The sequence below is a fragment of the Streptomyces sp. NPDC018029 genome, from assembly GCF_044327655.1.
Lineage (GTDB): Bacteria > Actinomycetota > Actinomycetes > Streptomycetales > Streptomycetaceae > Streptomyces.
Genome location: NZ_JBIRFV010000012.1, coordinates 130334 through 152130 on the forward strand (window position 1 = coordinate 130334; position 21797 = coordinate 152130).

The window sequence follows — 21797 nt, forward strand, 5'->3', positions numbered from 1 at the left end:
CGGGCCGTCGACCGGCGATGCTTGGTGGCTCTGTGACCGAGGAGCCCCCCTTGCACGAACACGACCACGCCGGAAAGCACGACGCCGCGAAGGCGCGGACCGCGGCCCGCAGACCCGCGACGGCGGACGCCGCCGACGCCCCGCTCCAGCGGCTCCTCGCCCTCCAGGGAAGGGCGGGCAACGCCGCCGTCGTACAGATGCTGCGCGGGGCCGGGCAAGCCGCGGAACAGGAGCGGCACCAGCACGGCGCAGGATGCGGTCACCAGCAGGCTGAGCAGGCCGTTGTGCAGCGCGCGGTCGACCAGGACGCCATGGACATCGACCGGCTGGACTTCTCCGACGCCGAGGAGCTGTCGGACGGGGGCGCCGACTCGGAGGCGGGCGAGTACGACTTCCCGTCGTTCATGGCGGAGCGGGACAAGTATCCGCGTGCCACCACGCCGACTCCCCAGCCCGCGGCGGGCTTCGGCGAGAGCACGTACGGCATCGACCCCGGCAAGGTGAAGTCGATGCGCGACGACAGGAAGCAGGGGCGGGCCGTGCCCCCGCTGCGCTACCGCAAGGACAACGAGCCCCTGTACCGGTGGGACGGCAGGACGCCCGACCAGATCCTCGGCAAGGGGTTCAAGCCCTGGAACGAGAAGCTGCCCGCCAGCCTCCGGCACTATCAGAAGCTGCTGCAGCGGACCGGTTTCGTCAGCGCCACCCGTTCTCCGGGCGGCTACGTGCCGGACTGGGCGCGGCAGCCCGACGGAAGCGGCTGGCGCTACGTCATCAACGCGCCCGGCGGCATCGACCTGGTGGACACGCTGGGGACCACGGCCTTCGCCCAGCAGCAGGAAGTCATCTTCTGGAAGGGCATCCAGGCCGGTTACGTCGTCCGCGCGGAGCTGTGCGACAAGAACGGCAACGTCATCAAGGTCGTCACCGACGCCGCGGGCGCCGCGGCGGGTCCTGCGGCGGACCCGAACGCGATGGACCTCAGCTGAGCGGCGGCCCCTCGCGCGCGTCTGACCGCGCGAGGGGCGAGCGAGCCGCCGCGGCGGCCGGTGGACGGAGTGCGTAACCGGTGGCTCAGTGCGCCACCGCCTGGCCCGGCACGCGCGACTGGGCTATCTCCCCGCCCGGCTCCATCGGCGCCGTCACGTCGTCCTCGTCGCGGCCCTTGCCGATGTGGTTGAAGACCAGGTTCAGGAGCACGGCCGCCACACAGCCCGTCGAGATGCCCGAGTCGAGGATGATCTTCGCGGTCTCCGGGAACGCGTGGTAGAACTCCGGCGCCGCGATCGGGATGAGACCGACGGCCAGCGAGACCGCCACGATCAGGACGTTGTTGTCCTTCTCCAGGTTGGCCTTGACCAGCGTCTGGATGCCGCTCGCCGCGACCGAGCCGAAGAGGACCACGCCCGCGCCGCCGAGCACCGGGCGCGGCACGACCGCGATCAGCGAGGCGGCGATCGGGCAGAGACCCATCAGGACGAGGAAGCCGCCGCCCGCGGCGACCACGAACCGGCTGCGGATCTTCGTCATCGCGACCAGGCCGATGTTCTGCGCGAAGGCGCTGCACATGAAGCCGTTGAAGAGCGGGCTGACCGCCGAGCCGAGGCAGTCCGCGCGCAGACCCGCCGCGATGGTCTTCTCGTCGGCGGGGCGGTCCACGATCTCACCGAGGGCGAGCATGTCGGCCGTCGACTCCGTCATGGAGACCACCATGACGACGCAGAGCGAGACGATGGCGGCGGCCGCGAACTGCGGGGCGCCGAAGTGGAACGGTGTCGGGAAGCCCACGATGTCCGCGTCGCCGACCGGGCCGAAGTCCGTGACGCCGAAGGGGATCGCGACGAGCGTGCCGATGACCAGACCGAGCAGGACCGCGATCTGCTTGACGAAGCCGGTGGTGAAGCGGCGCAGGAGCAGGACGATGACGAGCGTGATGCCGGCGAGGCCCAGGTTCTTCATCGAGCCGTAGTCGTCGGCGCCGGGGACGGGCCCCTGCGCCCAGCCGAAGGCGACCGGCATCAGCGAGATGCCGATGAGGGTGATGACCGTGCCGGTCACGACCGGCGGGAAGAAGCGGATCATCTTCGAGAAGAACGGGGCGGCGATGAAGCCGAGCACACCCGCGACGATCACCGCGCCGAAGATGATCGGCAGGGCGTCGTCCTTGTCCTTGGTCGAGTCGACGACCGCGAGCATGGGCGCGACACCGGCGAAGGTTACGCCGTTGACGAAGGGCAGCCGGGCGCCGATCTTCCAGACGCCGAGGGTCTGCAGGAAGGTCGCGAGGCCCGCGGTGAAGAGACAGGCGCCGGTGAGGAAGGTGAGTTCCTTGGCGGAGAGGCCGATGGCGGCGCCCACGATGAGCGGCGGGGCGACGACTCCCGCGTACATGGCCGCCACGTGCTGGAGACCGGTCGTGGCCATCTTGAGCGCGGGGAGCTTCTCGTCGACGGGGTGTATGGACCCCTCGTCGGTGTCGGGGTCCGGGGTGGTGCCTTGCTTGGTGAACCTGGGCTGAGTGGCCACTGTGGCTCCTCCGGTTGTTTTCCGGTCCCGGCTGAGCGCCGGCACTTTTCGCTTCTGGGAGGTGGGGGGTGGTGCGTGGTGCAAGGACTTGCTCGGTATGCGGTTGTGGGTGATGCGCCCAGGTAGTACTGACCGCCCCGGGAACGCGAAGCTTTGGGCCGCGTTCCGGGGCGGCACTTGAGCAGCCCGCTCGGCTGCTCAAGTCCGGTCAGGGGCCGTCCCCCCTGACCGGAGTTCTCGGGGGTCAGCTCCCGGCGGCGATCCGCGCGAGACGCTGTGCCTCCTCCCGCGTGGAGCGGGCGATGGCGTCCTCGTCGGCGTGGAGCAGGCGGCCGTTCTCGACGACCGGCTTGCCGTTGACGAGGGAGAGGGTGACCGGTGCGGCCGCGCCGAAGACGATGGCGGTCACCGGGTCGGCGATCGACGCGTGCCCGATTCCGTCGATCTTCCAGAGCACCAGGTCGGCGAGCTTGCCGGCCTCCAGGGAGCCGATCTGCGTGGCGCGGCCGAGGACCTGCGCGCCGCCGTAGGTGCCGAGGCGCAGCGCCTGACGGGCGTTCAGGGCGGCCTCGCGGTGGGCGCCGAGGCGGTTGATGAGGAGGGCGTTGCGCAGCTCGGTGTGGAGTTCGCCGGACTCGTTGGACGCGGTGCCGTCGACGCCGAGGCCGACGGGGACGCCCGCCTTCAGCATGTCGGGGACGCGGGCGATGCCGGCGGCGAGGCGGGCGTTGGAGGAGGGGCAGTGGGCGACGCCCGTGCCGGTGCGGGCGAACGCGGCGATGTCGGAGTCGTTCATGTGGACGCAGTGCGCCATCCACACGTCGTCACCGAGCCAGCCGGTCGACTCGAAGTAGTCGGTGGGGCCCATGCCGAAGAGCTCGTGGCAGAACTTCTCCTCCTCGACCGTCTCGCTGCCGTGGGTGTGCAGGCGTACGCCGAGACCGCGCGCCAACTCGGCGCCCTGCTTCATGAGTTCGGTCGACACGGAGAACGGCGAGCAGGGTGCGACGGCGACCTGCGTCATCGCGTCGAAGGAGGCGTCGTGGTGCTTCCTGACGGTCTCCTCGGTGGCGGCGAGCGCGCCCTCCAGGGTCTCGACGGCGAAGTCCGGGGGCAGGCCGCCGTCCTTCTCGCTGCGGTCCATGGAGCCGCGGGCCAGGGTGAAGCGGACGCCCATCTCGGAGGCGGCGCGGATGATCGACCCGGAGAGGTCGCCGGAGCCCTTGGGGAAGACGTAGTGGTGGTCCATGGCGGTGGTGACGCCGCCGCGGGCCATCATGCCGAGGGAGCCCTGGGCGGCCGCGTACGTCATCTGCTCGTCGATGCGGGCCCACGTCGGGTAGAGCGCGACCAGCCAGTTGAACAGGTTGTGGTCGGTGGCCAGGCCTCGGGTGATCCACTGGTAGAAGTGGTGGTGGGTGTTGATCAGGCCGGGGGTGACGAGGTGGCCGGTGGCGTCGATGCGGCGTACGACGTTCTCCAGGCCCTCGGGCGCCTTGCCCGCGCCGATGGACTCGATCCTGTTCCCCGCGACGACGATGTACCCCGAGGCGTACTCGGTGTCCTGGGCGTCGACGGTCGCGATCGCGGCGTTCTCGATGACAATGCGGTCTGCCGAAGAAGCTGCCATGGTGCTTCCTTCAATTCGTGAGTGGCGATGGGCACGGCATGACCCTAGGGAGATTTGAGTGCCGCGGCCGCGCTCTGCGCGCCGCCACGGGTGCCGAGATGGTGGAAGAACAGGTTGAGCGTGACCGCGACGAGCGCGCCGGCGCTGATGCCGGAGCCGAGCACGGTCTGGGCCCACGCGGGGAAGTCCGCGTAGAAGGTGGGCGCGGCGAGCGGGATGATGCCCGCTCCGAGCGCGACGGCCACCAGGATGATGTTGGAGCTGTCGTCGAGGCCCGCCTCGGAGAGCGTGCGGATGCCGCTGACCGCGATGGAGCCGAAGAGGACGATGCCCGCGCCGCCGAGGACCGGCATGGGGACCACGTTGACGACCGCGCCGAGGACGGGGAAGGCGCCGAGCACGATGAGTGTGGCGCCCGCGACGGCGACGACGTAGCGGCTGCGGACCCGGGTCAGTGAGACCACGCCGACGTTCTGTGCGAAGGCGGAGGTCGGGAAGCCGCCGAAGACGGGGCCGACCAGGGTGGCGATGCCGTCGGTGCGCAGGCCGCGGGTGATGGTCTTCCCGTCGGTCTTGCGCTCGCAGATCTCGCCGAGGGCGAGCATTCCGGCGGCGGACTCGGTCATCAGGACCAGCATCACGATGCAGAGCGAGAGGATCGCGGCGGGCTGGAAGATGGGGGCGCCCGCGGCGAACGGCGTGGGCAGCGCGGCCAGCGGGGCGGTCTGCACCGAGGTGAAGTCGGCGAGTCCGAACGGGATCGCGGCGAGCGTGCCGATGAACATGCCTGCCAGCAGGGCGACTTGCTTGAGGAAGCCGCGGCCGAAGCGCTGGAACATCAGGATGACGACGAGCGTGAAGGCGGCGAGTGCCAGGTACTTCATGTCGCCGAACGTCGGGGCGGTGTCGTCGCCGCCCTGTGCCCACTTCACGGGCACGGGCATCAGCGTGACGCCGATGAGGGTGATGACGACGCCGGTGACCAGCGGCGGGAAGAAGCGGAGCAGCCGGCCGAAGAAGGGCCCGACGGCGAGGCAGAAGACGCCCGCGACCATCACCGCGCCGTAGATCGCGGGGAGTTGGTCGCCCTTGGCGTTGGTCTCGGCGATGGCGAGGATGGGCGCGATGCCCGCCGAGGACGCGGCGTTGACGAACGGCAGGCGGTTGCCGACGAAGCCCTTGACGCCGAGGGTCTGCAGGACGGTGGCGAGACCGGCGATGAGCAGTCCGGCGGCGATGAGCCGGGTCTGGGCGACGGTGTCCAGGCCGCAGGCCTGGCCGATGATGAGCGGAGGGGTGACCACACCCGCGTACATGGCGGCGATGTGCTGGAGTGCGGCGGGGACGAGCCGCGAGGGGTGGAGCTTCTCATCCACCGGGTGACAGTCGGGAGTTGACTCACCGACGGCTTTCTCCGATGGGGTGGAACATGGGCCTTCGGCTGCTGCCGGCCCCTTTGCAGGCTGTGCCATTGCGGATGTTCCCTCCGGTGTGGCGCGCCCCCGCCCACTGCGGAGGGGCGGGGGCGCGCATCCCGCGTCAGAGGTTGGTCATGTCGACCGGGATCTTCGGCTCGACGCCGTCCCGCAGAATCGTGGCCTCGATCAGGCCGTAGGGGCGGTCGGCGGCGTAGTAGACGGCTCCGTCCTTGGCTTCGTTGTCGAGGCCGAAGGGCGAGAGGTCCTGGCGGAAGTGGTGCTTGTTGGGCGCGGAGAAGCGGATCTCGTCGATCTCGCTGCGGTTGTTGATGACCCGCGAACCCATCTGGTAGAGCGTCTGCTGCAGCGACAGCGAGTAGGTCTCCACGAAGGCGTGCAGGATGTGCTTCTTCGCCTGCTCGTAACTCCGCTCCCAGCTCGGCATGCGCTGCTCGTCGCTGGTCCAGTTGTGCCGCCACCAGGTGGACAGGGAGGTGGCGAGGATACGGTCGTAATCCTCCTGGAGGGTCGTGTACTTGTCCTTGATGAAGCCCCAGAACTCGGAGTTCGTGGAGTTCATCACGGTCAGGTCCTTCAGACCCGAGAGGACCTCGAACTTCTCGCCGTCGTAGGTGATCTGGGCGAGCCGCGTCTCCTGGCCCTTGCGGACGAAGGAGTGGTTGACCTCGTCGGCGCCGATGAACTTGGCGTTGCTGTCGGAGCCGCCGATGCGCTCCCAGGCGTACTCCTCGATCCGGATCCGCGCGCGGTGGATCGAGGGCTGGCTGTCCACGAAGTGCCGGGCGAGGTGGATGCCGTACTGCTCGGCGGACTCGATGCCGTACTCCTTGGCGAACGCGAAGCAGGTGTTCTTCGTCGTGTCCGTCGGCAGGCAGTTGGCGTTCGAGCCGTTGTAGTGGACGTCGTCCAGGTCGCCGGAGAGGGCGACGGAGACGTTCAGGTCCTTGATGTGATGGGTGTCGCCGTCCCGCGTGATCTTTACGACCCGGTTCTCAGCCTTGCCGTACTGGTTCTGTCCCAGAATGGTGGGCATGTCTGCTAGCTCCCTCGGTAAACGGAGTAGCCGAACGGGTTGAGCAGCAGCGGTACGTGGTAGTGCTCGCCCGGCACGACGGCGAACGTGATCGCCACCTCCGGGAAGAACACGCCGCTCGCACCGCTGTCCCGATTCGCGGGGGCGTCCTGCTGCGCCTCGGCTTGCTGGTTGTTCTTGCTCAGGAAGTACGCCTCGGTCTCGAAGTCGAGACGTACGTGCGTGGTCCCCTCCGGCAGGGCCGGCAGGTCCTTGCAGCGCCCGTCCGCGTCGGTCGCACTGCCGCCGAGCACCTGCCAGGCCGCGTCCGTGCCGCTGCGGGCGGACAGGGAGATGGCGACGCCCTCGGCGGGGCGTCCGACACTGGTGTCCAGGATGTGGGTGGACACCGAGGCGGTCGTTTCCGTGCTCATGCGGTCTGCTCCTCCAGGAGGCGGGTCAGGCGGATGCGGTTGATCTTGCCCAGTTCGGTGCGGACGATCTCCCGCTCCTGTTCGGGCGAGTTGCCGATCCGTTCCTTGACGGCGTCCCGCATCTGCTCACCGGTGCGTCCGGTGGCGCAGATCAGGAAGACGTGACCGAACTTCTCCTGGTAGGCCAGGTTCAGTTCGAGCATTTCGGTCTTGAGTTCCTCGGAGGCGCCCGCCATGCCCCGCTGCTCGCGGGACGAGGTCGGGTCCCCGGGCTTCGGGCGCCCGATCGGCGGGTGCCCCGCCATCGCCTCGGCCAGGTCGTCCGCGGTGAGCTCGGCCATGGCGGCGTCGCTGGCGGCGAAGAGGTCTTCGGCGGTGGCGTAGGGGCGCTGGGAGAGCAGCTTGCTTCCCCAGGCCGAAGAGGCGCAGGCCTCGTGGAGCGCGGCGGTGGCCGCGGCCTCCTCCAAGGCGTTGAACCGGGTCAGACCCGGTGTCGTACTCGAAGTCACGGGAGCCTCCGTGGCCTTGTGCTGGACGGGCTGCGGAACAGCTAAGACCTTGAACAACGCAGCGTCAACACTTTGTTGAAATAACTTGAACAAAGAAGCCGCCACCCGACAGAACGGGTGACGGCTCGACTGCGCAGCGTGAAGACGGGCCCCTGATCAATCCCCCTTCGCGGCGTTCTCCCGGTTCAGGTAGTTGTAGACGGTAAAGCGGCTGACGCCCAGCGCGCCGGCCACCGTCTCGACGCCGTGCCGGACGGAGAAGGCCCCGCGCGCCTCCAGTATCCGCACGACCTCCTGCTTCGCCTTGCGGTCGAGCTCGGCGAGGGGCCTGCCCTGTTTGCGCTCCAGGGCGAGCAGGATGTGGTCCAGGGAGTCGGCGAGCTGGGGCAGCCGCACGGCCACCACGTCCTCGCCCTCCCAGGCGAGGACCACGTCGTCGACGCCCGCCTGGTCGGGCGGCACCATCTCGCCGCCCATGGCGTCCACCAGCGGCTTCACCGCGGTGACGAAGGGGTCGTCCCCGATACCGGTCACTTATCCGCCTCCCCCGGGTCCGCCGGCCCGCCCGGCTCGCCGATCACGTTGACCTGGAGCGACACCCGGGTGGCGCCGGCCCCCAGGGACCGGCGCAGCATCGCGTCGACCGCGGTCAGCACCGCGTCGACATCGCCCTCGGCCGTATTGCCGAACGGACCTACGTCCACGGCGTCCAGCGGGGCCCCCTGGATGACCTCGCGAGCCACCAGCGCATGCGCCGGGGCCTCGTCGAGATCGAAGGGTTCGGTCGTGAACTCCACTCTCAATCGCACGCCCAACAACCTAATGCCGCTCTTCGATTTTTCGGCAGCCCCCTCTTGACAGCTTCCGCAGATCGCAGGCAGTCTTCCATCAAGCAGAAATGAACTTCCGCAATACGGAAGGAGCGCGGAAGCCCCATGGGATACTCCGACCAGCGCTTCAATGTGAACCTGTCGATCCTCTTCACCGAGCTCCCGCTCCTGGAGCGCCCCGCGGCCGCCGCGAAGGCCGGCTTCAGCGCGGTCGAGCTGTGGTGGCCCTGGGTCGACGCCCCCACCCCCGAGCAGTCCGAGCTCGACGCCCTGAAGAAGGCGATCGAGGACGCGGGCGTTCAGCTGGTGGGCCTGAACTTCTACGCGGGGCAGCTGCCGGGCCCCGACCGGGGCGCCCTGTCGGTCCCCGGCGAGGAGAGCGAGAAGTTCCGCGCGAACCTCCCGGTCGCGGCGGACTTCGCGCAGTCGCTCGGCTGCAAGGCGCTGAACGCGCTGTACGGCAACCGCGTCGACGGCGTGGACCCGGCCGTCCAGGACGAACTCGCCCTGGAGAACCTGGTGCTCGCCGCCCGCGAGGCCGACCGCGTCGGCGCGATCCTGCTGATCGAGGCGCTGAACAAGCCGGAGTCGCCGCTCTGCCCGATCGTGAGCGCCCCCAAGGCGATCGAGATCGTCGACAAGGTGAACGCGGCCACGGGCCTCGGCAACGCGAAGTTCCTCATGGACCTGTACCACCTGTCCATGAACGGCGAGGACCTGCCGTCGGTCATCGAGCGGTACGCCGCGAAGACCGGCCACGTGCAGATCGCGGACAACCCGGGCCGCGGCGCCCCCGGGACCGGCTCGCTCCCCCTGGAGGGTCTCCTCGACCAGCTCCGGAAGGCGGGTTACGAGGGATGGGTCGGCCTGGAGTACAAGCCGGGCGACGCCCCGAGCGCCGAAGCGTTCGGCTGGCTGCCGACAGCCTGAACCTCCCACCCGTACACCGCAGTTAGAAAGGCACCCTCATGAGCAACCTCGCAGATTCCTCCCAGCCCACCCGCCCGGCGGTTGCATGGATCGGCCTCGGCATCATGGGCTCCCCCATGTCCGAGAACCTGATCAAGGCGGGTTACTCCGTCACCGGCTACACCCTGGAGCAGGACAAGCTGGACCGCCTGGCCGCGGCCGGCGGCACCGCCGCGAAGTCCATCGCCGAGGCCGTCAGGGACGCCGACGTCGTCGTGACGATGGTGCCCGCGTCGCCGCAGGTCGAGGCCATCGCGTACGGCCCGGACGGCATCCTGGAGAACGCGAAGTCGGGCGCGCTGATCGTCGACATGTCGTCGATCACCCCGCAGACCTCCGTGGACCTCGCCAAGGCCGCCAAGGAGAAGGGCCTGCGCGTCCTGGACGCCCCGGTGTCCGGCGGCGAGGCCGGCGCCATCGAGGCCGTGCTCTCCATCATGGTCGGCGGTGAGCAGGCCGACTTCGACGAGGCCAAGCCGCTCCTCGAGGCCCTCGGCAAGACCATCGTGCTGTGCGGTCCGCACGGCTCGGGCCAGACCGTGAAGGCCGCCAACCAGCTCATCGTCGCCGTCAACATCCAGGCGTGCGCCGAGGCCGTGGTCTTCCTGGAGAAGTCCGGCGTGGACCTGAAGGCCGCGCTCGACGTCCTCAACGGCGGGCTCGCCGGCTCCACCGTGCTGACCCGCAAGAAGGACAACTTCCTGAACCGGGACTTCAAGCCCGGCTTCCGCATCGACCTGCACCACAAGGACATGGGCATCGTCACCGACGCCGCCCGCAACGTCGGTGCCGCCCTGCCGGTCGGCGCGGTCGTCGCCCAGCTCGTCGCCTCGCTGCGCGCCCAGGGCGACGGCGGCCTCGACCACTCCGCCCTGCTGCGCTCCGTCGAGCGCCTCTCGGGCGCCGAGCTCTAGCCCTTCCAGAGCTCCCTCGAACTTCCGGGCCGCGGTGGCGCTGACACCTGTCCTGTCGCGCCCAGGCGTCGCCGCGGCCCGGAACCCCGTCATCAACTTCAACAAACTGTTGACGTAGCAGTTCAGGGGTCCTTACGCTCCGAACACCTCAGCAGTCACAGCACGGAAGGTCACGATGTCGAAGCGCGTGCTTACGACCGAGTCCGGCGCCCCCGTCGCCGACAATCAGAACTCCGCCACCGCCGGCGTCGGTGGCCCGATCCTCCTCCAGGACCAGCACCTGCTGGAGAAGCTCGCCCGCTTCAACCGTGAGCGCATCCCGGAGCGTGTCGTGCATGCCCGTGGCTCCGGTGCGTACGGCTACTTCGAGGTGACCGACGACGTCACCGGTTTCACCCACGCCGACTTCCTGAGCGAGATCGGCAAGCGCACCGAGGTCTTCCTGCGCTTCTCGACCGTGGCCGACAACCTCGGTGGCGCGGACGCGGTCCGTGACCCCCGTGGCTTCGCGCTGAAGTTCTACACCGAAGAGGGCAACTACGACCTCGTAGGCAACAACACGCCTGTCTTCTTCATCAAGGACCCCATCAAGTTCCCCGACTTCATCCACTCCCAGAAGCGCGACCCCTTCACGGGCAAGCAGGAGCCGGACAACGTCTGGGACTTCTGGGCGCACGCCCCCGAGGCCACGCACCAGATCACCTGGCTGATGGGCGACCGCGGCATCCCCGCCTCGTACCGCCACATGAACGGCTACGGTTCGCACACCTACCAGTGGACGAACGCCAAGGGCGAGGCCTTCTTCGTCAAGTACCACTTCAAGACGAACCAGGGCATCCGCTGCCTCTCCTCCGAGCAGGCCGCCGAGATCGCGGGCAAGGACCCGAACTCGCACCAGACCGACCTGCTCCAGGCCATCGAGCGGGGCGTGAACCCGTCCTGGACGCTGCACGTGCAGATCATGCCCGCGTCCGAGGCGGCGGACTACCGCTTCAACCCGTTCGACCTCACCAAGGTGTGGCCGCACAAGGACTACCCGCTGCAGCGCGTGGGCCGCCTGGTCCTCGACCGCAACCCGGACAACGTCTTCGCCGAGGTCGAGCAGGCCGCGTTCTCCCCGAACAACTTCGTTCCGGGCATCGGCCCCTCCCCCGACAAGATGCTCCAGGGCCGCCTCTTCGCGTACGCGGACGCGCACCGCTACCGCCTGGGCGTCAACCACACCCAGCTCGCGGTGAACGCCCCCAAGGCGGCCAAGGCCGACAACTACGGCCGCGACGGCCTGATGGCGTCCAACGCGTACGGCCGCGACCGCAAGAACTACGAGCCCAACTCGTACGACGGCCCGGTCGAGACCGGCCAGCCGCTGTCGGCGCCGCTCGCGATCGCCGGCTACACCGGCACGCACGCCGCCCCGACCCACACCAAGGACGACGACTTCTTCCAGGCGGGCGAGCTCTACCGCCTCATGTCGGAGGACGAGAAGTCCCGTCTGGTGGCGAACATCGCCGGTGGCCTCTCGCAGGTCTCGCGCGACGACGTCATCGAGAAGAACCTCGCCCACTTCCACGCCGCCGACGCCGACTACGGCAAGCGCGTCGAGGAGGCCGTCCGCGCCCTGCGCGAGGACTGAGCGAGCGGTAACTCCCAGGCTGCACCGGCGGGTTGACGGGAGGTCGACCCGCCGGTGCTGAGCTCGGCCGACGTCACGGACCCGGATGAGGGGTGGTACGTGACGCGGCCGGGCAGGCACGGTCCGCGGCGGCTCTGTGAGCCAGTGCGGTGGTCAAGGTCCGGCGGACTCCCTCTCGACCTGAGGGAGGGGAATCCACGGTCCATCACAACCGCCGCGGTCCCGTCCGACCCCTTCGGGGGCCATGAACTCCGTCCGGCAGCGCGTATGCATGTTCCGCCAGTCGCGCGCCGTCGGACGGGCACAACTCCACAGCCCTGAGAGCTTGTCTTCGAGGGGCGGCGAGCCGGAGCGGCGAGCACGGGACGGTCCCCGTGCTCGCCGCTCTTTCGTGTGCGTGCCGGGCCTTGCGCGTGCGTGTCGGGTGGCTGTCGGCGGCCGTCGGTGATCTGTCGGTGATCTGTCGAGGGGTGCGGGGACATTGGTTCAGGCCGGCACCGGCCGGGACCAGGAAGGAAGCCCCATGACCACGGACAACACACCCACTCACCACACGACCCCTCACGTCACGATCATCGGCGCCGGGCTCGGCGGCCTCACGCTCGCCCGGGTCCTGCACCTCCACGGCATACCGGCCACGGTGTACGAGGCGGAGTCCTCCCCGGCCGCGCGCTCGCAGGGCGGAATGCTCGACATCCACGACTACAACGGCCAACTGGCCCTCGAAGCAGCCGACTTGATGGACGGCTTCCGCGAGCTCATCCTCGATGGCCGCCAGGCCATGCGCGTCCTCGACCCGAACGGGACCGTCCTGCACGAGATTGCGGACGACGGCACGGGAGGCCGCCCCGAGGTGCAGCGCGGCGAGCTGCGGCAGCTGCTGCTCGACTCGCTCCCGGCGGACACCGTCCGGTGGGGGCACAAGGTCAGCGGCGCCCGTACGCTCGGCGAGGGGCGCCACGAGGTGACGTTCGCCGACGGCGGCACCGCCGTCACCGGCCTGCTGGTCGGCGCGGACGGCGCGTGGTCCCGGGTCCGGCCGCTGCTCTCCGCCGCCACACCCGAGTACACCGGCAAATCGGTCGTCGAGACCTATCTGTTCGACTCCGACACCCGGCACCCGGCCGCCGCCAAGACGGTCGGCGGCGGGGCGATGATGGCGCTCACACCGGACCGGGAGATCTTCGCCCACCGGGAGCGGGGCGACACCCTGCACGCCTACGTGGGCCTGGCCGAGCCGCGGGACTGGTTCGACGCCGTCGACTTCACCGACGCCGCCGGGGCCACCGCCCGTATCGCGCGCGAGTTCGACGGCTGGGCGCCGGAGCTCACCGCGCTGATCACCGACAGCGACCTCCCGCCGGTCCTGCGCCCCCTCTACGCCCTGCCGACCGGGCACCGGTGGGACCGGGTGCCCGGAGTGACCCTGCTCGGCGACGCCGCCCACCTCGCGGCGCCGAACGGCGAAGGCGCCAACCTGGCCATGCTCGACGGCGCCGAACTCGGCCGGGCCCTCGCCGCCCACCCCGGCGACACCGAGGCCGCGCTCACCGCGTACGAGCGGGCCATGTTCCCGCGCAGCGCCGAGGCCGCCGCCTCCGGAGGCCCCGACGAACTGCTGGACCTCCTCCAGGGCCAGGCGACGCGGTCGGCGTGAGCGCACGCCGAAGGGGCGGTCCACCCCCCTCGGATGGACCGCCCCTGCCGGCGTGGCGTCAGACCTGCAGCAGGCCTTCTCAGACCTTCAGCGGCCGGATCGCCGTGGGCGCGTGGCCCGGCTCCGTCGCGATCTCCTCGAACTCCTTGACCGCGCTGATGTCGGCGGTGGGGCTCATCGAGATGTTGGTGATGCGCTCCAGGATCGCCTCGACGACGACCGGCACCCGGTGCTCCGCCGCGAGCTTCTTGGCCTGCTCGAAGGCGGGCAGCAGCTCGTCGGGCTCGGTGACGCGGATCGCCTTGCAGCCGAGGCCCTCGGCGACCTTGACGTGGTCGACGCCGTAGACACCGAGTTCCGGGGAGTTCTGGTTCTCAAACTCCAGATTGACCTGGAAGTTGATGTCCAGGCCGATCTGCGCCTGGCGGATCAGGCCGAGGTAGGCGTTGTTGACCAGGACGTGGACGTACGGGATGCGGTGCTGCGCGCCGACCGCCAGCTCCTCGATCATGAACTGGAAGTCGTAGTCTCCGGAGAGGGCGACGACCGGGGTCTCCGGGTCGGCCTTGGCGGCGCCGAGCGCGGCCGGGATGGTCCAGCCGAGCGGGCCCGCCTGGCCGCAGTTGATCCAGTGCCGCGGCTTGTAGACGTGCAGCATCTGCGCGCCCGCGATCTGGGAGAGGCCGATGGTGGTGACGTAGCGCGTCTCGGGCCCGAAGGCCTTGTTCATCTCCTCGTAGACGCGCTGCGGCTTCATCGGCACGTTGTCGAAGTGCGTGCGGCGCTGCAGCGTCTCCTTGCGCTTCAGGTGGGAGGCGACCCACTCCGAGCGGTCGGGCAGCTCACCGGCGGCCTTGAGCTCCTTCGCGACCTCGACGAACAGCTCCAGGGCGACCTTGGCGTCCGACGCGATGCCGTAGTCGGGCGCGAAGATCTTGCCGATCTGGGTCGGCTCGATGTCGACGTGCACGAACTTGCGGCCCTGGGTGTAGACGTCCAGCTTGTAGCCGGTGTGGCGGTTGGCCCAGCGGTTGCCGATGCCGAGGACGAAGTCCGACTCCAGGAACGTCGCGTTTCCGTACCGGTGGCCGGTCTGCTGGCCGACCATGCCGGCGTTCAGGTCGTGGTCGTCGGGGATGGTGCCCCAGCCCATCAGGGTCGGCACGACCGGGGTGTTGGTGAGCTCGGCGAACTCGACGAGGAGGTCGGAGGCGTCGGCGTTGATGATGCCGCCGCCCGCGACGATCAGCGGGCGCTCCGACTCGACCAGGAAGCGGATCGCCTTCTCGATCTGGGCGCGGGTCGCGGCGGGCTTGTAGACCGGCAGCGGCTCGTACGTCTCCGGGTCGAACTCGATCTCGGTCTGCTGGACGTCGATGGGCAGGTCGATGAGGACCGGGCCCGGGCGGCCCGAGCGCATCAGGTGGAAGGCCTGCTGGAAGACGCCGGGGACCTGCGCGGCCTCCAGGACCGTGACGGCCATCTTCGTGACCGGCTTGGCGATCGTGGCGATGTCGACGGCCTGGAAGTCCTCCTTGTGCAGGAGGTGCGTCGGGGCCTGGCCGGTGATGCAGAGGATCGGGATGGAGTCGCCGATCGCGGAGTACAGGCCGGTGATCATGTCGGTGCCGGCCGGACCCGACGTACCGATGCAGACACCGATGTTGCCCGGGTTGGACCGGGTGTAGCCCTCGGCCATGTGCGAGGCGCCCTCGACGTGGCGGGCGAGGGTGTGGTCGATGCCACCGCCCTCCTTGAGCGCCTTGTAGAAGGGGTTGATCGCGGCGCCCGGCACACCGAACGCGTTGACGACGCCTTCGCGCTTGAGGATCTCAACTGCCGCGCGGGCAGCGGTCATACGAGCCATGGGGTTCTCCTGCTTCGACAGCTTCGACAGCTCTTCGGCTGCCGGATACGGCTGGCGGATCCGGCTCCCGTCGCGCCCCGCGGTGAGCTTCTTTTTCCGCATTATGGAAAGTTTGTTCTGCTATATGGAAGCAATGTAAGCGTGCGGGCCGGAGACCGTCAAGAGACATCCGCGGAACGTCTCCTCAACTGGCAGCCGCCCGGCATTCCTTGGGTGGAGGATGGGGATGCCGGGCAGGGCGTACGCGGTAGGCGGTGGTGACGATGACGGACGGTGACGTGCCGGTACGGTGCCCGGACTGCCGGCGCGAGCAGCTGTACGCTCCCCCGGCCTATCCCTGCGCGTGCGGCGCCCCGGTGGTCCCGCCGCTGGCACGCGGCGCCGCGGCGGCCCCGGTGACCGACCGGTCCTGGGCGGACGAGTGGGTCACGGTGCGGTGCGGGTCCTGCGGGGAGCGGAGCCAGTGGCCACAGCCGGAGCTGGGCTGCGCCTGCGGGGCGGTGCTGCGCGTTCCGGTGGTGGGCGGGGCGGGAGCAGGAGAGGCGGCGGGGGCGGGGGTGCGTGGTGGCCCGCGGGCCCGGCCCGCCTTCCGGCCGGTGACCATCCGGGACGCGCGTGACGTCGTGACCGTGGTCGCCCTGTATCTGCGGTGGCTCGGCTACCCGAACACGCGGAGTGCCGCGCGGCGCCCGCCCTCCGGGGCCCGGATCTCCGCGCGCGGCATGCTGGCGCAGGTCGAGCCCGCGCCGCGGCCCATCATCCTGCGGGACATCGAGTGTCTGTGGCTGACCGCCATGGCCGAGGCCGGTGACACCCCCGTCGCCTGCGCCTTCTTCTCCCTCTCCGGGTACACGGCCGGCGCCAGGACCGGCGCGGACACCCTCGGCGTACCGCTGTTCACCCTGGACCTCACGGGCACGCCGCAGCCGGTCAACGGCGCGGCGGACGAGCTGGTCGCCACCGGGGCGTGAGGGGAGCGCGGCCCGCCCCGCGCAGGTGCACCAGATGGCGGCCGAGCGCCAGGGCCGCGAGGAGCGCCACGAGCCCGCACACCCCCGACCAGCCGAAGGCCCCGTAGGCGTGCACCGCGAGCCAGGAGCCGACGCTGCCGCCCAGGTAGGCGCACGTCATGTACGCGGTGTTGAGCCGGGCGCGCGCCTGGTCGCTGAGCCCGAAGATCCGTACCTGGTTGGCGACCGTGCCCGACTGCATCGCCACGTCGAGCAGCAGCGACCCCACCGCGAGGGCCGCGAGTCCCGGCACCCCGCCGAGGCCGCCGGCGAAGAGGACGGCGGACGCCACCAGGACGGCGACGATGCAGACGAGGTTCACGGCGTCGGACCCGCGGCGGTCCACCTGCCGCCCCGCCACCGGCGTGCAGATCATGGTCGCCGCGTTGACCAGGGCGAGCACACCGACCGCCGACGCGCCGAGCCCGTACTCGGGGCCGGTGAGCAGCAGCGCGACGCCGGTCCACAGGGCGGAGAACCCGCCGAAGATCATCGCCTGGTAGAAGCCGGAGCGCCGCAGGTCGGGCTCGGTGCGCAGCAGGCGGAGCGTTTCGAGGAGCAGCGCGGGGTAGCGCTGCCGGGACGGCGCGGTCGACCTCGGCAGCGCGCGGGCCAGCACGCACGCGATGAGCAGCGCGACGGCGGATGTCATCAGATAGGGGGCGCGCCACCCCAGCCACTCCCCCACCGTGCCGCCGAAGACGCGCGACAGCAGCATGCCGCCGATGGACCCGCTCAACAGCGTGCCCGCGACGGCGCCACGGCGTTCCGCGGGGACCAGGCCGGCCGCCGTCGGCGCGATGACCTGGGCCACGACGGTGGTGACGCCCACGAGGACGCTCGCGCCGACGAGCGGCGAGATCCCCGGCGCGGCGCCCGCGCCGAGCAGGCCGAGTCCGGTGAGCGCGAGGAGCGTGACGATGAGGGTCCGGTACGGGATCCGGTCGCCGAGCGGTACGAGGAGGAAGATGCCGCCCGCGTAGCCGAACTGGGTCGCCGTCACGACGAGCGCCGCCGTGTCGGCCGACACGTGCAGTCCGTCGGCGACCAACGGGCTGACGGCCTGCGGAAAGTAGACGTTGCCGACGGCGACGCCGCAGGTGACGGCGAGCAGCAGGACCATGCCGCGGCTCAGCCCGGGCGGACCCGGCACACCGCCCGACCCGGCGACGGCCCCGGAGGTGTCTCCGGCCCCACCCGCCTCACCGCTCCCGCTCCCGGCTCTCTCGGGGCCACCGGCCTTGGACAGGCGCACGCTCACCTCACGCAATCGGCAGACGGGCTGACCTGGAGCACAAGCACCCGGATCGGCACACGGACCGGCCTACGATCGCCGGTCCGCCCCCGTCCGCACAAGAGATTTTGGCCGGGGCATACTCGCCGCATGCTCATCCGCCCCGTCACCGCCGCCGAGCTGCCGGCGCTCCAGGACATCGAGCGCGCCGCGGGCGAGCCCTTCCGCGCGCTCGGCATGGCCGCGATCGCGGACGACGACCCGCCCACCGCCGAGGAACTGGACCGGTTCCGCCGGGCCGGCCGCGCCTGGGCCGCCGTCGACGAGGGCGGCGCCCCGGTCGCGTACCTGATCGCCGAGCCCCTCCCCGACGCCGACGCGCTCCACGTCGAGCAGGTCTCCGTGCACCCGCGCGCCGCCCGCCGCGGCGTCGGCCGCGCCCTCATCGACCACGCCGCGGAGCGGGCGCGCGCGGAGGGCGCGAGGGCGCTGACCCTGACCACGTTCGCCGACGTCCCGTGGAACGCCCCGTACTACGCCCGCATCGGCTTCCGCCCGCTCGCGGAGAGCGACCTCACTCCGGCGCTGCGGAGGATCCGCGCGCACGAGGCGGAGCTCGGCCTCGACCGCTGGCCCCGCCTCTGCATGTCGCGAGCCCTCGGCTCCCGCGACCTCAGCGCGGCCCGGGGCGACGTCACTCCCCGTCCCGCTCCCCGAACCGCTCCCTGAGCTCGATCTTGCGTACCTTTCCGGAGACCGTCATCGGGAAGGAGTCCAGGATGCGCAGCGCCGCCGGGATCTTGTAGTGGGCCAACTGGCCGCGGCAGTACGCCTGTAGCTCCTCCAGTGTCAGTACGTCGTCGGGGTCCCGCAGGATCACGCAGGCCAGCGGCACCTCTCCGTACCTCTCGTCCGGTACGCCGACCACCTGCACGTCGGCGACCTTCGGGTGGCGGTACAGGAACTCCTCGATCTCCCGGGGGTAGATGTTCTCGCCGCCCCTGATGATCATGTCCTTGATGCGGCCGACGATCTGGACGTAGCCGTCCTCGCGCATCACCGCCAGGTCACCGGTGTGCATCCAGCGCCCGGCGTCGATGACCTCGGAGGTCCGCTCGGGCTCGTTCCAGTAGCCGAGCATCACGCTGTAGCCGCGGGTGCGGAGTTCGCCGGAGGTGCCGCGCGGCACGGTCACGCCGGTCGCCGGGTCGACGACCTTCACCTCGACGTGCGGAAGGACCCGGCCGACCGTGCCGGTGCGGCGCTCCAGGTCGTCGTCGCGGCGCGTCTGCGTGGAGACGGGCGACGTCTCGGTCATGCCGTAGCAGATGGAGACCTCCGCCATGTGCATCTCGGCGACGACCCGCTTCATCACCTCGACCGGGCAGGGCGAGCCCGCCATGATGCCGGTGCGCAGCGAACTCAGGTCGTACGTCGCGAAGTCGGCGAGGTTCAGCTCCGCGATGAACATCGTCGGCACGCCGTACAGCGAGGTGCAGCGCTCGCGCTCGACGGCGTGCAGGGTGGCGGCGGGGTCGAAGGACGGTGCGGGGATGACGATGCACGCGCCGTGCGAGGTGGCGCCGAGGTTGCCCATCACCATGCCGAAGCAGTGGTAGAAGGGGACGGGGAGGCAGACCCGGTCCTGCTCGGTGTAGCCGACCGTACGGCCCACCCAGTAGCCGTTGTTGAGGATGTTGTGGTGGGAGAGCGTGGCCCCCTTGGGGAAGCCGGTGGTACCCGAGGTGTACTGGATGTTCACCGGGTCGTCACAGCTCAACTCAGCCTCGCGGGCGGCGAGTTCCGCCGGGCTCACGGAGGCGGCGTGGCCCAGCAGCGCGTCCCAGGAGCCGTCCGCGATGTAGTGGACGGCACGGAGGCCGGGGCAGCGGGGCCGCACCTCGTCGACGAGCGCGCGATAGTCGCTGCTCTTGTGGGCCTGTGAGGCGACGAGGACGGAGACGCCCGCCTGATTGAGCACGAACTCCAACTCGTGCGCGCGGTAAGCGGGGTTGATGTTCACCATGATGGCGCCGATGCGCGCGGTGGCGTACTGCACGAGCACCCACTCGGCACAGTTCACCGCCCAGATCCCGACGCGGTCCCCCTTGGCGACGCCCGCCCCGATGAATCCGCGCGCCAACTCGGCTACGGCGGCGCCGAATTCGGCGTACGTCCACCGCCTGCCCGTGGCGACGTCCACGAGTGCGTCGCGCTCCGGCCAGGCCGCGACGGCCCTGTCGAGGTTCTGCCCGATGGTGTCACCGAGCAGCGGCGTGTCGCTCACCCCATGGGCGTAGGACAGCTCGGGGGACGGTTCGCTGGAGAGTCGGCTCACCGGAAGTCCTCCTCGCGGTACTCCGCGTCCGAGCCCGCGGCGGTCGCCTCGCGCAGCTCGATACGGCGGATCTTGCCCGACACGGTCTTGGGAAGCGCGCCGAACTCGATGCGGCGCAGCCGCTTGTAGGGGGCGAGCACCGCGCGGGAGTGCTCGAAGAGCAACTTCGCGGTGCCCGGGCCGGGTTCGAAGCCCTCGGCGAGTACGACGTACGCCTTGGGGACGGCGAGCCGCACCGGGTCGGGCGCCGGCACGACGGCCGCCTCGGCCACCGCCTCGTGCTCCAGGAGCGCGCTCTCCAGCTCGAACGGCGAGATCTTGTAGTCGGAGGCCTTGAAGACGTCGTCGGCCCGGCCGACATAGGTGATGTAGCCGTCGGCGTCGCGTGAACCGATGTCGCCGGTGCGGTAGTAGCCGCCCGCCATGGCCTCCGCCGTGCGCTCGGGGTCGCCGTGGTAGCCGGCCATCAGGCCGACGGGGTCCGCGCCGAGGTCGAGGGCGATCTCCCCTTCCGCCGCGCCCGGCGCGCCGGTCACCGGGTCGAGGAGCTCGACGGCGAAGCCGGGCGTGGGGCGGCCCATGGAGCCGGGCTTCAGCTCCTGCCCGGGCGAGTTGGCGACCTGGACGGCGGTCTCGGTCTGCCCGAATCCGTCGCGGATGGTGACGCCCCAGTCGCGCCGCACCTGCTCGATGACCTCGGGGTTGAGCGGCTCCCCGGCCGCGACGACCTCGCGCGGCGGGGTGCGCAGCTGGGTCAGATCGGCCTGGATGAGCATGCGCCACACGGTGGGCGGCGCGCAGAACGACGTCACACCGGCCCGGTCCATCTCCGCCATGAGCCGCCCCGCGTCGAAGCGCGCGTAGTTGTGGATGAACACCGTCGCCTCGGCGTTCCAGGGGGCGAAGAGGTTCGACCAGGCGTGCTTGGCCCAGCCGGGCGAGGAGATGTTCAGATGGACGTCGCCGGGCTTGAGGCCGATCCAGTACATCGTCGCCAGGTGGCCGACGGGATACGACACGTGGGTGTGCTCGACGAGCTTGGGGCGGGCGGTGGTGCCCGAGGTGAAGTAGAGCATCAGCGGGTCGTCGGCACGGGTGGTCCCGTCGGGCTCGAACGCCTCCGGGGCGCTCTCCGATCCGGCGTACGGCGTCCAGCCGGGGCGCTCGCCGCCGACGACGGTCCGGGTGTAGTCACCGGGCACGTCGTCGAACTTCGCGGTGTCCTCGGCGCGGACCACGACGTGCCGGGCGCGGCCCCGGTCGATGCGGTCGCGCAGGTCGACGGGGCCGAGCAGCGGCGTCGCCGGGATGACGACGGCGCGCAGCTTCATGGCGGCGAGGGCGATCTCCCAGAGCTCGGTCTGATTGCCGAGCATCACGACGATGCGGTCACCGGCCCGGACGCCCCGCGCGCGCAGCCAGTTGGCGACGCGGTTCGAACGGGCGGACAGGTGTGCGAAGGAGTACCGGGCCTCCGCCCCGTCCTCCTCGACGATGTGCAGAGCGGTCCTGTCGTTGCCCTCGGCGATGACGTCGAACCAGTCGAGCGCCCAGTTGAACCGCTCGGGCCGCGGCCACGCGAAGCCCTCGTACGCGGTGGCGTAGTCCTCTCGATGCCGCAGGAGGAAGTCCCGTGCGGTACGGAACTGCTCCGTGGCACTCGTCCCGTCAGTCGTCATATGCACCTCTGCTGCTCGTGCCGCCGTACTCATTGCCGGACGCTACGCGACATCGTGTAATTCGTGAGGCGGGTTGCACCACCCCCGGACGGGGGTATCGCGGGACGAGAGGGCGG

The 21797-nt window shown here is 70.4% G+C and carries 19 protein-coding genes; 7 read left to right on the top strand and 12 right to left on the bottom strand.

Annotated features, from left to right (window positions below):
* Positions 1-50: 50 nt before the first annotated feature.
* A complete protein-coding gene (locus tag ACH4D5_RS32215) occupies positions 51-989 on the top strand; it encodes a hypothetical protein (protein ID WP_398309367.1) in 939 nt (312 codons plus the stop codon).
* An 85-nt stretch (positions 990-1074) separates the two neighbouring features.
* Here the strand turns inward: ACH4D5_RS32215 and ACH4D5_RS32220 are convergent, their stop codons facing one another.
* The 8 genes from ACH4D5_RS32220 to ACH4D5_RS32255 all read right to left on the bottom strand — a co-directional run bounded on the left by ACH4D5_RS32220 (position 1075) and on the right by ACH4D5_RS32255 (position 8359).
* Positions 1075-2424, bottom strand: coding sequence for a nucleobase:cation symporter-2 family protein (locus ACH4D5_RS32220; RefSeq protein WP_398309703.1), 1350 nt, complete (start codon positions 2422-2424; stop codon positions 1075-1077).
* Positions 2425-2770: 346 nt separating this feature from the next.
* Positions 2771-4156, bottom strand: coding sequence for an 8-oxoguanine deaminase (locus ACH4D5_RS32225; protein WP_398309370.1), 1386 nt, complete (start codon positions 4154-4156; stop codon positions 2771-2773).
* A 44-nt stretch (positions 4157-4200) separates the two neighbouring features.
* Entirely contained in the window at positions 4201-5628 is a 1428-nt protein-coding gene (locus ACH4D5_RS32230; protein ID WP_398309373.1) for a nucleobase:cation symporter-2 family protein, read from the bottom strand.
* 67 nt (positions 5629-5695) lie between these two features.
* Complete coding sequence (gene pucL / locus ACH4D5_RS32235) at positions 5696-6628, bottom strand: factor-independent urate hydroxylase (protein ID WP_398309376.1); 933 nt, start codon at positions 6626-6628, stop codon at positions 5696-5698.
* A gap of 5 nt (positions 6629-6633) precedes the next feature.
* Positions 6634-7041, bottom strand: coding sequence for a hydroxyisourate hydrolase (gene uraH, locus ACH4D5_RS32240; protein WP_398309379.1), 408 nt, complete (start codon positions 7039-7041; stop codon positions 6634-6636).
* Positions 7038-7550, bottom strand: coding sequence for a 2-oxo-4-hydroxy-4-carboxy-5-ureidoimidazoline decarboxylase (uraD, locus tag ACH4D5_RS32245; RefSeq protein ID WP_398309382.1), 513 nt, complete (start codon positions 7548-7550; stop codon positions 7038-7040). The genes uraH and uraD overlap by 4 nt, the downstream gene beginning before the upstream one ends.
* 156 nt (positions 7551-7706) lie before the next feature.
* Complete coding sequence (locus tag ACH4D5_RS32250) at positions 7707-8084, bottom strand: helix-turn-helix domain-containing protein (RefSeq protein ID WP_398309385.1); 378 nt, start codon at positions 8082-8084, stop codon at positions 7707-7709.
* Positions 8081-8359: a hypothetical protein gene (locus ACH4D5_RS32255; RefSeq protein WP_355805625.1), complete on the bottom strand. Its 279-nt coding sequence runs from the start codon at positions 8357-8359 to the stop codon at positions 8081-8083. Before ACH4D5_RS32255 ends, ACH4D5_RS32250 begins: the two co-directional genes overlap by 4 nt.
* 126 nt (positions 8360-8485) lie before the next feature.
* Here ACH4D5_RS32255 and ACH4D5_RS32260 point away from each other — a divergent pair, with 126 nt between their 5' ends.
* From ACH4D5_RS32260 to ACH4D5_RS32275, 4 genes are all read left to right on the top strand, one after another.
* Positions 8486-9310, top strand: a complete 825-nt coding sequence (locus ACH4D5_RS32260; RefSeq protein ID WP_398309388.1) for a TIM barrel protein — start codon at positions 8486-8488, stop codon at positions 9308-9310.
* 38 nt (positions 9311-9348) lie between these two features.
* Positions 9349-10263, top strand: coding sequence for a 2-hydroxy-3-oxopropionate reductase (locus tag ACH4D5_RS32265; RefSeq protein WP_398309391.1), 915 nt, complete (start codon positions 9349-9351; stop codon positions 10261-10263).
* A gap of 175 nt (positions 10264-10438) precedes the next feature.
* Positions 10439-11896, top strand: a complete 1458-nt coding sequence (locus tag ACH4D5_RS32270) for a catalase (protein WP_398309393.1) — start codon at positions 10439-10441, stop codon at positions 11894-11896.
* A gap of 523 nt (positions 11897-12419) precedes the next feature.
* Positions 12420-13553 (top strand): FAD-dependent oxidoreductase, encoded by a 1134-nt coding sequence (locus ACH4D5_RS32275; protein ID WP_398309396.1) that lies wholly within the window; start codon positions 12420-12422, stop codon positions 13551-13553.
* Between the two features lie 79 nt (positions 13554-13632).
* On the opposite strand, the gene gcl is transcribed toward ACH4D5_RS32275, so the two are convergent.
* Positions 13633-15420: a glyoxylate carboligase gene (gene gcl / locus ACH4D5_RS32280; RefSeq protein ID WP_398309706.1), complete on the bottom strand. Its 1788-nt coding sequence runs from the start codon at positions 15418-15420 to the stop codon at positions 13633-13635.
* A 263-nt stretch (positions 15421-15683) separates the two neighbouring features.
* On the opposite strand from gcl, the gene ACH4D5_RS32285 reads away from it, so the two are divergent.
* Positions 15684-16391 (top strand): hypothetical protein, encoded by a 708-nt coding sequence (locus ACH4D5_RS32285; RefSeq protein ID WP_398309399.1) that lies wholly within the window; start codon positions 15684-15686, stop codon positions 16389-16391.
* On the opposite strand, the gene ACH4D5_RS32290 is transcribed toward ACH4D5_RS32285, so the two are convergent.
* A complete protein-coding gene (locus tag ACH4D5_RS32290) occupies positions 16351-17553 on the bottom strand; it encodes an MFS transporter (RefSeq protein ID WP_398309709.1) in 1203 nt (400 codons plus the stop codon). The genes ACH4D5_RS32285 and ACH4D5_RS32290 overlap by 41 nt on opposite strands.
* A 261-nt stretch (positions 17554-17814) precedes the next feature.
* On the opposite strand from ACH4D5_RS32290, the gene ACH4D5_RS32295 reads away from it, so the two are divergent.
* Positions 17815-18393, top strand: a complete 579-nt coding sequence (locus tag ACH4D5_RS32295; RefSeq protein ID WP_398309401.1) for a GNAT family N-acetyltransferase — start codon at positions 17815-17817, stop codon at positions 18391-18393.
* Here the strand turns inward: ACH4D5_RS32295 and ACH4D5_RS32300 are convergent.
* Positions 18359-20002: an AMP-binding protein gene (locus ACH4D5_RS32300; protein WP_398309404.1), complete on the bottom strand. Its 1644-nt coding sequence runs from the start codon at positions 20000-20002 to the stop codon at positions 18359-18361. The genes ACH4D5_RS32295 and ACH4D5_RS32300 overlap by 35 nt on opposite strands.
* On the bottom strand, positions 19999-21681 hold the full coding sequence (locus ACH4D5_RS32305) for an AMP-binding protein (RefSeq protein WP_398309407.1): 1683 nt from the start codon (positions 21679-21681) through the stop codon (positions 19999-20001). The genes ACH4D5_RS32300 and ACH4D5_RS32305 overlap by 4 nt, the downstream gene beginning before the upstream one ends.
* Positions 21682-21797 lie beyond the last annotated feature (116 nt).

What these genes read in the sequence shown, in the direction of transcription:
- ACH4D5_RS32285 (WP_398309399.1), top strand. Translation starts at nt 15,684, where the DNA reads ATGACGGACGGTGACGTGCCGGTACGGTGCCCGGACTGCCGGCGCGAG.
- ACH4D5_RS32265 (WP_398309391.1), top strand. Translation starts at nt 9,349, where the DNA reads ATGAGCAACCTCGCAGATTCCTCCCAGCCCACCCGCCCGGCGGTTGCA.
- ACH4D5_RS32305 (WP_398309407.1), bottom strand. Translation starts at nt 21,681, where the DNA reads ATGACGACTGACGGGACGAGTGCCACGGAGCAGTTCCGTACCGCACGG.
- uraH (WP_398309379.1), bottom strand. Translation starts at nt 7,041, where the DNA reads ATGAGCACGGAAACGACCGCCTCGGTGTCCACCCACATCCTGGACACC.
- ACH4D5_RS32270 (WP_398309393.1), top strand. Translation starts at nt 10,439, where the DNA reads ATGTCGAAGCGCGTGCTTACGACCGAGTCCGGCGCCCCCGTCGCCGAC.
- ACH4D5_RS32290 (WP_398309709.1), bottom strand. Translation starts at nt 17,553, where the DNA reads ATGGTCCTGCTGCTCGCCGTCACCTGCGGCGTCGCCGTCGGCAACGTC.
- ACH4D5_RS32295 (WP_398309401.1), top strand. Translation starts at nt 17,815, where the DNA reads ATGCTCATCCGCCCCGTCACCGCCGCCGAGCTGCCGGCGCTCCAGGAC.
- ACH4D5_RS32230 (WP_398309373.1), bottom strand. Translation starts at nt 5,628, where the DNA reads ATGGCACAGCCTGCAAAGGGGCCGGCAGCAGCCGAAGGCCCATGTTCC.
- ACH4D5_RS32275 (WP_398309396.1), top strand. Translation starts at nt 12,420, where the DNA reads ATGACCACGGACAACACACCCACTCACCACACGACCCCTCACGTCACG.
- ACH4D5_RS32260 (WP_398309388.1), top strand. Translation starts at nt 8,486, where the DNA reads ATGGGATACTCCGACCAGCGCTTCAATGTGAACCTGTCGATCCTCTTC.
- pucL (WP_398309376.1), bottom strand. Translation starts at nt 6,628, where the DNA reads ATGCCCACCATTCTGGGACAGAACCAGTACGGCAAGGCTGAGAACCGG.
- ACH4D5_RS32220 (WP_398309703.1), bottom strand. Translation starts at nt 2,424, where the DNA reads ATGGCCACGACCGGTCTCCAGCACGTGGCGGCCATGTACGCGGGAGTC.
- ACH4D5_RS32225 (WP_398309370.1), bottom strand. Translation starts at nt 4,156, where the DNA reads ATGGCAGCTTCTTCGGCAGACCGCATTGTCATCGAGAACGCCGCGATC.
- gcl (WP_398309706.1), bottom strand. Translation starts at nt 15,420, where the DNA reads ATGGCTCGTATGACCGCTGCCCGCGCGGCAGTTGAGATCCTCAAGCGC.